Origin of the sequence: Nocardiopsis xinjiangensis YIM 90004, assembly GCF_000341145.1 — a bacterium.
Taxonomy (GTDB): Bacteria; Actinomycetota; Actinomycetes; order Streptosporangiales; family Streptosporangiaceae; genus Nocardiopsis; species Nocardiopsis xinjiangensis.
This window is the reverse complement of the sequence record NZ_ANBE01000033.1, coordinates 103,558-117,041: the sequence shown is the minus strand read 5'-3', so window position 1 is coordinate 117,041 and position 13,484 is coordinate 103,558. Positions and strand designations below refer to the sequence as shown.

Below are 13,484 nucleotides of genomic sequence, written 5' to 3'. Positions count from 1 at the left end.
GGTCCCGACGGTGTGAGGTACACAATGGTGTACGACCGTCGTCCGGAGCGGCTATGGTGGGGATCAGTTTCCTTTCCAAGGGCAGTGGCTCAATCGGCAGAGCACCGGTCTCCAAAACCGGCGGTTGGGGGTTCGAGTCCCTCCTGCCCTGCAAGTGCTCGTGCGGTCGGGTGGCGTCTCCGGCGTCGCCCGGCCGACCGGGACCTCACCGGGATTTTCAGCGGCCCGCGACCCTAAGGACCCTCAGGTGACTCAGACTGACGCCGACGCCAAGCCCAACAATGAGCGGCCGCGTCGTACCGGTCCGGTGACCTTCACCAAGCAGGTCGTCGGTGAGCTCCGCAAGGTCCGCTGGCCCACGCGCCGGGAACTGGTCACCTACACCATCGTCGTCCTCGTCTTCGTAGTGATCGTGCTGGCCTACGTCTCCCTGCTGGACTTCGCCTTCGGCGAGGCCATCACCTGGCTCTACGGCACTTTCGGTACCCCCTCGGCCTGACCGGACCCCCTCTCTCCGGTGATCCTTCCCGTCTCACGTGAGCGTGCTGGTCCCTTCCTGCTCGCGGAGACCTTAAGCTGTCAGGACTGGGTTCGAGGCGCGCTCTGCGTGCGTCGCCCCCGCAGAGTGATCCGACGAGAGAAAGAGCAGCCGTGTCCGAGTCCCCACTGACCTCTGACGACCTCCCCGAAGAGGAGCCGGATGAGTCGTCGGCGGAAGCGACCGGCCAGGCGGGCGAGCAGACGGAGGACGCGGTCGAGTCGACCGAGGCCGACAGCCCGGAACTGAGCGGTGCCGCCGAGGACAGCGAGACCGAGGCCGACGAGGAGCCCGAGCTCCCGCGCCTCGACCCCGTCGAGGAATTCAAGAACGAGCTCGTCCTTCTCCCGGGCGACTGGTACGTCGTGCACACCTACGCGGGCTATGAGAAGCGGGTCAAGACCAACGTCGAGAGCCGCACCCAGTCCCTCAACATGGAGGAGTTCATCTTCCAGGTCGAGGTGCCCGAGCACGAGGTCACCGAGGTCAAGAGCGGCAAGCGCCAGCAGGTCACCGAGAAGGTCCTGCCCGGTTACGTACTCGTCCGCATGGACCTCACCGACGAGTCCTGGTCGGCCATCCGCAACACCCCGGGTGTGACCGGCTTCGTGGGTCTGTCCAACAAGCCCGCGCCGCTCAGCCTGGGCGAGGTCGCCAAGCTCCTGGCCCCCGAACCGGAGGAGGAGCCGGAGCAGGCCCAGCAGCCCGGCGGTACCGCGGCCGCTGCCGGCGGTGGCGGCGAGGCCCGTGCCGACGTGGCCTACGAGGTCGGCGAGTCCGTCACCGTCATGGAGGGTCCGTTCGCGACCCTGCCCGCGACGGTCAGCGAGATCAACGCCGACACCCAGAAGCTCAAGGTCCTGGTGTCGATCTTCGGCCGCGAGACCCCCGTCGAGTTGTCGTTCAACCAGGTCTCCAAGATCTGATCCCTGCCGGCTCCGGCCGGAACCCGGCCCGGGCCACTCCCCGGGCGGCATAGACTGGGGCGTGTTCCGTGGATGCTGCTCGTCGCGAGCAGGGTATGCGTCCGCGGAGCACGCCCTTGGTGGGTCCCTCCTCGGATGGGCCCACCGGCTTGTGCCCGCACCGCGGCGCACGGCCCTGGTCCGTCCGGTCCCGGCGGACCGAGACCCGCGACCCCGTGTCCGGGCTCGTGACCCGTTCGGCGCGCGGCACCCCGCGGCCTCCGTCGCCGCTCCCGGTGTCGTCGAGGGGACGGGACCGACACACACCGCACATCAGGCAAAGGACCCGATATGCCTCCGAAGAAGAAGAAACTGGCAGCACTCGTCAAGGTGCAGCTCCCCGCCGGTCAGGCCACTCCGGCCCCGCCCGTCGGTACCGCTCTCGGTCCGCACGGCGTCAACATCATGGACTTCTGCAAGCAGTACAACGCTGCGACGGAAGCCCAGCGCGGGAACGTCATCCCCGTAGAGATCTCCATCTACGAGGACCGCTCCTTCAGCTTCGTCACGAAGACGCCGCCGGCGCCGAAGATGATCCTCAAGGCTGCGGGCGTCGACAAGGCCGCGACCGACCCCGGGCGTACCACTGCCGCCACGATCAGCGCCGACCAGGTGCGTGAGATCGCGCAGACCAAGCTGCCCGACCTCAACACCGACGACGTCGAGGTCGCCGCCAAGATCGTCGAGGGCACCGCCCGTTCCATGGGCATCGTGATCAAGTAACACCCCCTCGGGTGGCTCCGGTGCATTCCCGCCGGGGTGAGCGGACGCACCGCGTCCGCGACCGACCGTGGCAGGGCCAGGCGCTGGCCCGGTGACCACACGTCCGCATAGGAGACAAGCGTGAAGCGCAGCAAGAACCACCGCAAAGCCAGTGAGCTGGTGGACCGTAACCAGCTCTACAGCCCCGCCGAGGCAGTGAAGCTGGCCAAGGACACCGCCAAGGTCAAGTTCGACCCGACCGTCGAGGTCGCCCTGCGCCTGGGCGTCGACCCGCGCAAGGCCGACCAGATGGTCCGTGGCACCGTGAACCTGCCGCACGGCACCGGTAAGACCGCTCGGGTCCTGGTCTTCGCGACCGGTGAGCGTGCCGAGCAGGCTCGCGCCGCTGGCGCCGACTACGTCGGTGACGACGACCTCGTCCAGGAGATCCAGAACGGCTTCCTGGACTTCGACGCCGTCGTGGCCACCCCGGACCTCATGGGCAAGGTCGGCCGCCTGGGCCGCGTGCTCGGTCCCCGTGGCCTGATGCCGAACCCGAAGACCGGCACCGTCACCCCCGACGTGACCAAGGCCGTCAACGACATCAAGGGCGGAAAGATCGAGTTCCGCGTCGACCGTCACGGGAACCTGCACTTCATCATCGGCAAGAGCTCCTTCGAGGACGCCAAGCTGGTGGAGAACTACCAGGCCGCCCTGGACGAGGTGAACCGCATCAAGCCGTCCGCCGCCAAGGGCCGCTACGTCAAGAAGGGCTCCATGACCACGACCATGGGCCCCTCCATCCCGCTCGAGATCTGAGTCTCCCGGGTGAGGCCGTAGACACCGCGGGCCCCGGCCCCTTCCGCGCGGAAGGGGCCGGGGCCCGCGCTCGTGTGCGGGGCCCGTCGGCGGTGTGGCGGGTACCGCAGCGGTTCCGCGCCGGCCGTGGTCGCACTACTCGGTTCGATGCAGACCGGAACGTGGGGTAAGGTTGGATATTGCCGAAGACCGCTGGTCGTCGCCCGCAAGGGTGACCTAAGGACCCGTCCACGATGGGCGCCCGCGCAGGTGTCACTCAGAGCTTTCCCGTCCCGGGCACCGATGTGTGTGCCCTTCAGGACGTGGTCGTGCCCCGTGCGCCTGGCGCTCGGGGCTTTTCTCGTGCTGACGCCGATCGCGACGAGTCCGTGGGAGACAGCCGGTGTTGTCGTCGGCCGGCATCCGGTGGTGACCGGAAGCCGGGGCCATGGCCCGAACGCCCCTCGAAGGCCGGACGACCGCAAGGTCCGTCGGCCGGGAGCGGAAACGTCCGCCCCTTCGGGGTGGAGCATCCCCGCCGTCGGGCGGGATGACGACAATGTTGGAAGGAGTCCCATGGCGAGGCCGGACAAGGCAGCAGCGGTCGCCGAGCTCGCGGGCGAGTTCCGTGAGTCCAACGGTGCCGTGCTGACCGAATACCGGGGGCTCTCCGTGGCGGCGCTCAACGAGCTCCGCCGTGGCCTCGGTCAGACCGCGCGATTCCGCATCGTGAAGAACACCCTGACCAAGATCGCGGTCAAGGACGCAGAGATCGACGAAGAGGTCTCCGACCTCCTCGAGGGTCCCTCCGCGATCGCCTTCGTCCACGGTGACGTGGTCGAGGCGGCCAAGGGTCTGCGCGACTTCTCGAAGCAGAACTCCGCCCTGGTGATCAAGGGCGGCGTCATCGACGGCAAGACGATGGACGCCGAACAGATCACCAAGCTGGCCGACCTGGAGTCCCGCGAGGTGCTTCTCTCGAAGATGGCCGGTGCCCTCAAGTCCAAGCAGGGCCAGGCCGCCGCCGTCTTCCAGGCTCTCCCCCTCAAGGCCGCGCGTCTCGCGAAGGCCCTCGAGGAGAAGAAGAGCTCCGAGGAAGCCGCCTAGAACCCCTGAACCACGGCGGGCTGCCGCCCGCCAAAGGCTCGCACGCGGCGTCTGATCGGCGCGCGTGTCCTGTAGAGAAAGAGAGATCGCACCATGGCGAAGCTCAGCAACGAGGACCTGCTTGCTGCGTTCGAGGAGATGACCCTCCTCGAGCTCTCCGAGTTCGTGAAGCTCTTCGAGGAGAAGTTCGACGTCGAGGCCGCCGCCCCGGCCGCCGCCGTCGTCGCCGCCCCCGCCGGTGGCGGTGGCGAGGCCGCCGAGGAGGAGGAGAAGGACGAGTTCGACGTCGTCCTCGAGTCGGCCGGCGACAAGAAGATCCAGGTCATCAAGGAGGTCCGCGGCCTCACGAGCCTGGGCCTCAAGGAGGCCAAGGACCTGGTCGACAACGCTCCGAAGGCTCTGCTCGAGGGCGTCAACAAGGAGAACGCGGACAAGGCCAAGGAGTCCCTCGAGGGCGCCGGCGCCACCGTCACCCTCAAGTAGTCTCCTGCGGGCCGCAGAAGCCCGCTGGTCTGCTTCACGCGGCCGTCCTTCCCTTGCGGAGGGGCGGCCGTGTTCGTGTCTTCACGGTCCACTCAGTGCCTCGGAGGGGCCCCGCGTCCCGTATGCCGTGAACGGCCGTGTCCGCGGCCGCCCCGGGGCCATGCTGTGCCAGGCTTGGTCGGGTCGATCGGGCGGGCACCGGGGGAGCGCATGTGCGAACTGTCCCTTGGGCGCGATAATCTCCCGTCCCGGGATTCTTGACGGGGTCCGGGCGGAGGAGTGTTTACCCGTTGCCCGTGGGGGAACCCTTCGGGATGTCTGTTGGCTCAACATCCCCCTCCTGGGGCCAGGGGCAGGCGCGCTCGTCCAGCCGTACGGAACGCGACGAGAGACCGACCTCGGGCGGGGTGTTCGGGGTTGACGGATCGCCCTCGGCGGGTGATCCTGCCGGTGTCTTGAGTGGTGTTGTGGACCGTGGGTGGACAGCGGTGTAGTTTCCGGCTACACTGCTCTTTTGCGCTGCCCTTTGGTGATCCCTGTGTTGGTGAACGTTTGCCGCCATCCGTAGTACAACCGGAACCCGGTAGGCCGTTCCCACTCGATGCGACCGTCTCGACCTCGTTGTGACGGTCCTTCTCGTGACGGATCGTCTGGCGTGCGCGCTTCAACCGCCACAAGCCTTCGGAAGGACCCCTGTTGGCAGCCTCGCGCAACGCCTCCGCTAACGTACTTGGTCCGCACCGCGTTTCCTTCGCCCGCATTCCGGAACCACTCGAGGTCCCGAACCTTCTCGCCCTTCAGACGGAGTCCTTCGACTGGCTCCTGGGCAACGAGAAGTGGCAGGCCCGACTGGAGGCGGCCCGGAACGCCGGCCGCAAGGACGTTACGGAGCAGTCCGGTCTCGAAGAGATCTTCGAGGAGATCAGTCCGATCGAGGACTTCTCGGGCACGATGTCGCTGTCGTTCCGCGACCATCGGTTCGAGCCGCCCAAGTACTCCGAAGAGGAGTGCAAGGACAAGGACATGACCTACTCCGCCCCGATGTTCGTCACGGCGGAGTTCATCAACAACGACACCGGTGAGATCAAGAGCCAGACGGTGTTCATGGGCGACTTCCCGCTCATGACCAGCAAGGGCACCTTCATCATCAACGGCACCGAGCGCGTCGTCGTGTCCCAGCTGGTTCGCTCCCCGGGCGTTTACTTCGACACTTCTGTCGACAAGACCTCGGACAAGGACCTCTACGGCTGCAAGGTCATCCCGTCCCGCGGTGCATGGCTGGAGTTCGAGGTCGACAAGCGCGACTTCGTGGGTGTGCGCATCGACCGTAAGCGCAAGCAGGGCGTCACGGTCCTGCTCAAGGCGCTGGGCTGGACCACCGACCAGATCCTGGAGCGGTTCGGCCAGTACGAGTCCATCCGCAACACCCTGGAGAAGGACCCCACCGCCGGCACCGACGACGCCCTGCTGGACATCTACCGCAAGCTGCGTCCCGGCGAGCCGCCGACGAAGGAGTCGGCCCAGACGCTTCTGGAGAACCTCTACTTCAACCCGAAGCGTTACGACCTCGCCAAGGTCGGCCGGTACAAGATCAACAAGAAGCTCGGCCTCGACACCGACTACACGCAGGGCACGCTGACCGAGGACGACATCGTCAACACGATCGACTACCTCGTCCGCCTGCACGCCGGTGAGACCGAGAAGGAGACCCCGCTCGGCGAGCGGGTCATCGAGACCGACGACATCGACCACTTCGGCAACCGCCGTCTCCGTACCGTCGGTGAGCTCATCCAGAACCAGGTCCGCCTGGGTCTGGCCCGCATGGAGCGTGTGGTCCGCGAGCGGATGACCACCCAGGACGTCGAGGCGATCACGCCGCAGACCCTGATCAACATCCGCCCGGTCGTGGCCTCCATCAAGGAGTTCTTCGGTACCTCGCAGCTGTCCCAGTTCATGGACCAGACCAACCCTCTGGCCGGCTTGACCCACAAGCGCCGCCTCTCGGCGCTGGGCCCGGGCGGTCTGTCCCGTGAGCGCGCGGGTTTCGAGGTCCGTGACGTCCACCCCTCGCACTACGGCCGCATGTGCCCGATCGAGACCCCTGAGGGTCCCAACATCGGTCTCATCGGTTCGCTGGCCGCCTATGGGCGTGTCAACTCCTTCGGGTTCGTGGAGACCCCGTACCGCAGGGTCGTCGACGGTCACATCACTGACGAGGTCGACTACCTCACCGCGGACGAGGAAGACCGTTACATCATCGCGCAGGCGAACACGCCGATGAACGAGGACGGCACCTTCGCCGAAGCCGGCATTCTCGTGCGGCGGCGCGGTGACGACTTCGAGCAGGTCAGTACCGACGAGGTCGACTACATGGACGTGTCGCCGCGCCAGATGGTGTCGGTCGCCACCGCCATGATCCCGTTCCTGGAGCACGACGACGCCAACCGTGCGCTCATGGGGTCCAACATGCAGCGCCAGGCCGTGCCGCTGCTGCGGGCCGAGTCCCCGTTCGTCGGTACCGGCATGGAGTACCGTGCCGCCACCGACGCCGGCGAGGTCGTGCTGACGGAGAAGGCCGGTGTCGTCGAGGACGTCACGGCCGACTACGTCACCGTGATGGCCGACGACGGCACGCGCAGGACCTACCGCATGGGCAAGTTCGAGCGCTCCAACCAGGGCACGTGCTTCAACCAGCGCCCGATCGTCCATGAGGGCGCCCGGGTCGAGGAGCGCGAGGTCCTGGCCGACGGTCCGTCCACGGACCAGGGCGAGATGTCGCTGGGCAAGAACCTCCTCGTGGCGTACATGTCCTGGGAGGGCCACAACTACGAGGACGCCATCATCCTCTCCCAGCGCCTGGTGCAGGAGGACGTCATGTCCTCGATCCACATCGAGGAGCACGAGGTCGACGCCCGGGACACCAAGCTGGGTCCGGAGGAGATCACGCGGGAGATCCCCAACGTCAGCGATGAGGTCCTGGCCGACCTCGACGACCGGGGCATCATCCGCATCGGTGCAGAGGTCGTCGACGGCGACATCCTCGTCGGCAAGGTCACGCCCAAGGGTGAGACCGAGCTGACCCCGGAGGAGCGCCTGCTGCGCGCCATCTTCGGCGAGAAGGCCCGTGAGGTCCGCGACACCTCCCTGAAGGTGCCGCACGGCGAGACCGGCAAGGTCATCGGTGTGCGCGTGTTCAGCCGTGAGGACGGCGACGAGCTCGCGCCCGGGGTGAACGAGATGGTCCGCGTCTACGTGGCCCAGAAGCGCAAGATCACCGACGGTGACAAGATCGCCGGCCGCCACGGCAACAAGGGCGTCATCGCGAAGATCCTCCCGCAGGAGGACATGCCGTTCCTGGAGGATGGCACCCCGATCGACATCATCCTCAACCCGCTGGGTGTACCCGGCCGAATGAACGTCGGCCAGGTGCTCGAGGTCCACTTGGGGTGGTTGGCCAAGAACGGGTGGACCGTCGAGGGGCTCGACGCCGACTGGAAGAAGTCCCTGAACGAGATGGGGGCCTCCGAGGTCGAGGCCGATTCCCGTGTGGCGACCCCGGTCTTCGACGGACTCCGCGGCGAAGAGCTCAGCGGCCTCATGCAGTCGGTCAACCCGGACCAGGACGGCGACCGCCTCATCAACGAGGACGGCAAGGCCGTGCTGTTCGACGGCCGTACCGGTGAGCCCTTCGCCGAGCCGATCTCCATCGGTTACAAGTACATGCTCAAGCTCCACCACCTGGTGGACGACAAGATCCACGCCCGCTCCACCGGTCCGTACTCGATGATCACCCAGCAGCCGCTGGGCGGTAAGGCGCAGTTCGGTGGTCAGCGCTTCGGCGAGATGGAGGTCTGGGCCCTGGAGGCCTACGGAGCCGCTTACGCGCTCCAGGAACTCCTCACCATCAAGTCCGACGACGTCGTGGGTCGTGTCAAGGTCTACGAGGCCATCGTCAAGGGCGAGAACATCCCCGAGCCGGGCATCCCTGAGTCCTTCAAGGTGCTCATCAAGGAGATGCAGTCGCTCTGTCTGAACGTGGAGGTGCTGTCCAGCGACGGTATGTCCATCGAGATGCGGGACAGTGACGAGGACGTCTTCCGTGCGGCGGAAGAGCTGGGTATCGACCTGGGGCGGCGTGAGCCGAGCAGTGTCGAAGAGGTCTAACTTCCGCATCCTTCGAGAGCAGAGGACGAATTAAGTGCTCGACGTCAACTTCTTCGACGAGCTGCGAATCGGTCTCGCGACGGCCGACGACATTCGCCAGTGGTCGCACGGCGAGGTCAAGAAGCCCGAAACCATCAACTACCGCACCCTCAAACCCGAGAAGGACGGCCTCTTCTGCGAGAAGATCTTCGGTCCGACCCGGGACTGGGAGTGCTACTGCGGCAAATACAAGCGCGTCCGTTTCAAGGGCATCATCTGTGAGCGCTGTGGCGTCGAGGTGACCCGTGCCAAGGTGCGCCGTGAGCGGATGGGCCACATCGAGCTGGCCGCCCCCGTCACGCACATCTGGTACTTCAAGGGTGTGCCCTCGCGTCTGGGCTACCTGCTGGACCTGGCGCCGAAGGACCTCGAGAAGATCATCTACTTCGCGGCCTACATGGTCACGTGGGTGGACAACGAGGGCCGTGAGCGCGACCTGCAGTCCCTGGAGGCCCGTGTCGCGGTCGAGAAGCAGCACCTGGAGCAGCGCCGCGACTCCACTCTCGAGGAACGCCACCGCAAGCTCGAGACCGACCTCGCCGAGCTCGAGGAACAGGGCGCCAAGGGCGACGCGCGCCGTAAGGTCCGCGAGGGTGCCGAGCGTGAGATGCGCCAGCTGCGCGACCGTGCCCAGCGCGAGATCGACCGCCTCGACGAGGTCTGGAACCGGTTCAAGAACCTCAAGGTCCAGGACCTCGAGGGCGACGAGATGCTCTACCGCGAGATGCGGGACCGCTTCGGCAAGTACTTCCGCGGCGGTATGGGCGCTCAGGCCATCCAGGACCGGCTCTCCAACTTCGAGCTGAACGAGGAGGCCGAGAAGCTCCGCGAGACCATCCGTACCGGCAAGGGCCAGAAGAAGGCCCGTGCCCTCAAGCGGCTCAAGGTCGTCTCGGCGTTCCTCAACACCACCAACAGCCCCATGGGCATGGTGCTGGACTGCATCCCGGTCATTCCGCCGGACCTGCGTCCGATGGTGCAGCTCGACGGTGGCCGCTTCGCGACCTCCGACCTCAACGACCTGTACCGCCGTGTCATCAACCGGAACAACCGCCTCAAGCGGCTTCTGGACCTGGGCGCGCCCGAGATCATCGTCAACAACGAGAAGCGGATGCTGCAGGAGGCCGTCGACGCGCTGTTCGACAACGGCCGCCGCGGTCGCCCGGTCACCGGGCCCGGCAACCGTCCGCTGAAGTCGCTGTCCGACATGCTCAAGGGCAAGCAGGGCCGTTTCCGTCAGAACCTGCTGGGCAAGCGTGTCGACTACTCCGGCCGTTCGGTCATCGTGGTCGGTCCCCAGCTGAAGCTGCACCAGTGCGGGCTGCCCAAGCAGATGGCGCTGGAGCTGTTCAAGCCGTTCGTGATGAAGCGCCTGGTCGACCTGAACCACGCGCAGAACATCAAGAGTGCCAAGCGGATGGTGGAGCGGTCCCGTCCGGTCGTGTGGGACGTTCTCGAAGAGGTCATCACCGAACACCCGGTGCTGCTCAACCGTGCGCCCACGCTGCACCGCCTGGGCATCCAGGCCTTCGAACCGCAGCTGGTCGAGGGCAAGGCCATCCAGATCCACCCGCTCGTGTGCACCGCGTTCAACGCGGACTTCGACGGTGACCAGATGGCCGTGCACCTGCCGCTGTCCGCCGAGGCCCAGGCCGAGGCGCGGCTGCTCATGTTGGCCACCAACAACATCCTCAAGCCGTCCGACGGCAAGCCCGTGACGATGCCCACCCAGGACATGGTCATCGGCCTGTACTACCTGACGACGCAGATGGACGGTGTCGCGGGCGAGGGCCGGTCCTTCCTCTCGCCGGCCGAGGCCCTGATGGCCTTCGACCTGGGAGAGCTGGACATCCGGGCCCGCATCAACCTGCGGATCGCCGACGGTGCCCCGGCACCGAAGGACTGGACTCCGCCGGAGGACTGGGAGCCCGGGGAGCCCTACACCCTGGAGACCACGCTCGGCCGGTACCTCTTCAACGAGAGCACGCCGGTGGACTACCCCTACGTCAACTTCCAGGTCGGCAAGAAGCAGATCTCGACGCTGGTCAACGACCTCGCCGAGAGCTATGCCAAGGTCCAGGTCGCCACGACCCTGGACGCCCTGAAGGACGCGGGTTACCGCTGGGCCACCCAGTCCGGCCTGACCATCGGTATCGAGGACGTCATCGTGCCCCCGCGCAAGGCCGAGATCCTCGATACCCACGAGCGCAAGGCCGACAAGATCCAGCGCGAGTTCGACCGCGGCCTCATCACCGACGACGAGCGGCGCCAGGAGCTCACCGAGGTCTGGACCCAGGCCACCGGTGAGATCGCCAAGAACATGGAGGACAGCTTCCGCACCGACAACCCGGTGTGGATGATGGTCCAGTCCGGTGCTCGCGGTAACCCGATGCAGGTGCGCCAGATCGCCGGTATCCGTGGTCTGGTCTCCAACACCCAGGGTGAGACGATCCCGCGTCCGATCAAGTCCTCCTACCGCGAGGGCCTGTCCGTGCTGGAGTACTTCATCTCCATTCACGGTCAGCGCAAGGGGCTGGTGGACACGGCTCTGCGTACCGCCGACTCGGGTTACCTGACCCGTCGTCTGGTGGATGTCGCGCAGGACGTCATCGTCCGCGAGGTCGACTGCGGCACGGACCGTTCGCTCTGGCACGAGGTCGGCGAGGAGAACGCGGCCGGTGTCGTCGTGCGCAAGCACAACGTCGAGAACACCGGCTTCGGCCGCACCATCTCCGAGGACACGCTGGACGCCGAGGGCAACCTCGTGCTTCCGGCGCTGGCCGACACCTCCGAGCAGAACATCGACAAGCTCGTCGCTCACGGGATCACCCGGGTGCGCATCCGTTCGTCGCTGACCTGTGAGGCGAAGATCGGTGTCTGCACCACCTGCTACGGCCGCTCCATGGCGACCGGCAAGCCGGTGGACGTCGGTGAGGCGATCGGTATCATCGCGGCCCAGTCCATCGGTGAGCCCGGTACCCAGCTGACCATGCGGACCTTCCACATGGGTGGTTCGGCCGGTCAGGACATCACCCACGGTCTGCCCCGTGTCCAGGAGCTCTTCGAGGCCCGCATCCCCAAGGGTATGGCCCCGATCTCCGAGATGGAGGGCCGGATCCGGATCGACGACACCGAGAAGAGCCGCAAGGTCGTCGTCATCCCCGACGACGGCACGGACGAGATCGCCTACCCGGTCCCGATGCGTGCTCAGCTCCTCGTGAGCGACGGCGGCCCCGTCAAGGTCGGTCAGCAGCTCATCCAGGGTGCGATCAACCCGCACGAGGTGCTGCGTATCCAGGGCCCGCGCGCGGTGCAGCAGCACCTCGTGTCCGAGGTCCAGGAGGTCTACAAGTCGCAGGGTGTGTCCATCCACGACAAGCACATCGAGATCATCGTCCGCCAGATGCTCAAGCGTGTGAACATCCTGGAGTCGGGCGACACCGAGCTGCTGCCCGGTGAGATGGTCGAGCGGCCCAAGTTCGAGCGGATCAACCGCCGCGTGGTGTCCGAGGGCGGCCAGCCCGCCTCCGGTCGCCCGGTGCTGCTGGGTATCACCAAGGCCTCGCTGGCCACGGAGTCCTGGCTGTCGGCGGCTTCGTTCCAGGAGACCACCAGGGTCCTCACCGAGAACGCGATCCACGGCAAGAGCGATCCGCTCCTCGGCCTCAAGGAGAACGTCATCATCGGTAAGCTCATCCCGGCCGGTACCGGTATTCCGCAGTACCGCAACGTCCGGGTGGAGCCCACCGAGGAGGCCAAGGCCTCGATGTACTCCGTCTCGGGGTACGAGGAGCCGAGCGAGTACACCTTCGGGCAGGGTTCGGGAGAAGCCGTGCCGCTGGAGGAGTACGACTTCGGACCGTACAGCCGTTAACCACGGTTTGCTGTACTGACGGCGGCGGCCACCCACCCCTGCAGGGGTGGGGACCGCCGCCGTTTGTCGTTGTTGGTCCACACGTTCCGGTGTGGACGGGAGAGGGCGCTTCGGCGCGTCGGAAGGCAGGCACATCAGTGACCGAGCACGGGGGTGGACGGGACTCCGACCGGAACAGCGCGGATTCGTGGTTCCGGCCCAGTCAGAACCGTCACCGCACGCAGTCTGAGTACGAGGACCCGTTGGACGAACAGCGGGAGGAAAAGGGCCAAGGCACGGTCTTCCCGGACAGCGGAGGGTACGCTGGTCCGGATTCGGCGCGTCCGGAGATGGTCGAGCCCTACCCCGAGGCGTTGGGCGGGTTCACCCCTGCCGAACCGCAGGCGCCTTCGGTCCCCGAGGAGCCGGCACCCTCCACGTCCTACGAGTCGCAGAACCCGTTCGTGTACCCGGGTGCGCGGGAGGTGCCGCACCGCCCGGTGGAGCCCATGCCGTGGGAGGACCGCGGTGACCGTCCGGGCGGCTACCCGAACGTGGCTGCGAGCGCCGACGTTCCGGCGCCCCCTGGCGAGACGGGAGCGGGGGAGTGGCCCTCGACCGGTTCGGTGGACCACGACGCCTCGCCCGCGGCGGCCGATACCTGGGTCTCGGACGAGTCCGCGCCGGAGACCGGTCACTGGTCCTCGCCGGAGACGTGGACCCCTGGTACGGATCCCCTGTCCTCGGACCGTGAGTCCTGGTCCCCGTCGGGTGAGTCTTCCTCGTGGGGTGTTTCGGAGAGTGGTCCTCTGGGGTCGGGTGCGCCTTCTTACGG

General features: G+C 66.7%; 8 protein-coding genes and 1 tRNA gene. All 9 read left to right on the top strand.

The features are described from left to right. The first annotated feature begins 78 nt into the window (after positions 1–78). The 9 genes from D473_RS0116780 to D473_RS0116740 all read left to right on the top strand — a co-directional run bounded on the left by D473_RS0116780 (position 79) and on the right by D473_RS0116740 (position 12,670). A tRNA-Trp gene (locus D473_RS0116780) sits at positions 79–151 on the top strand. A 96-nt stretch (positions 152–247) separates the two neighbouring features. Next, the gene (gene secE, locus D473_RS0116775) at positions 248–499 is read left to right on the top strand and encodes a preprotein translocase subunit SecE (RefSeq protein ID WP_026127038.1); all 252 of its coding nucleotides are present in this window, start codon (positions 248–250) and stop codon (positions 497–499) included. Positions 500–651: 152 nt separating this feature from the next. Then, positions 652–1,464 (top strand): transcription termination/antitermination protein NusG, encoded by an 813-nt coding sequence (gene nusG / locus D473_RS0116770; RefSeq protein ID WP_017610208.1) that lies wholly within the window; start codon positions 652–654, stop codon positions 1,462–1,464. Positions 1,465–1,794: 330 nt separating this feature from the next. Next, on the top strand, positions 1,795–2,226 hold the full coding sequence (rplK, locus tag D473_RS0116765; protein WP_017610207.1) for a 50S ribosomal protein L11: 432 nt from the start codon (positions 1,795–1,797) through the stop codon (positions 2,224–2,226). 120 nt (positions 2,227–2,346) lie between these two features. Further along, positions 2,347–3,024, top strand: a complete 678-nt coding sequence (gene rplA / locus D473_RS0116760) for a 50S ribosomal protein L1 (protein ID WP_017610206.1) — start codon at positions 2,347–2,349, stop codon at positions 3,022–3,024. Positions 3,025–3,579: 555 nt separating this feature from the next. Then, positions 3,580–4,110, top strand: coding sequence for a 50S ribosomal protein L10 (gene rplJ, locus D473_RS0116755; RefSeq protein ID WP_017610205.1), 531 nt, complete (start codon positions 3,580–3,582; stop codon positions 4,108–4,110). A 93-nt stretch (positions 4,111–4,203) separates the two neighbouring features. After that, on the top strand, positions 4,204–4,593 hold the full coding sequence (gene rplL / locus D473_RS0116750; RefSeq protein ID WP_017610204.1) for a 50S ribosomal protein L7/L12: 390 nt from the start codon (positions 4,204–4,206) through the stop codon (positions 4,591–4,593). A gap of 696 nt (positions 4,594–5,289) precedes the next feature. After that, positions 5,290–8,757, top strand: coding sequence for a DNA-directed RNA polymerase subunit beta (gene rpoB / locus D473_RS0116745; protein WP_017610203.1), 3,468 nt, complete (start codon positions 5,290–5,292; stop codon positions 8,755–8,757). Positions 8,758–8,791: 34 nt separating this feature from the next. Then, on the top strand, positions 8,792–12,670 hold the full coding sequence (locus D473_RS0116740; RefSeq protein ID WP_017610202.1) for a DNA-directed RNA polymerase subunit beta': 3,879 nt from the start codon (positions 8,792–8,794) through the stop codon (positions 12,668–12,670). Positions 12,671–13,484: the final 814 nt, after the last annotated feature.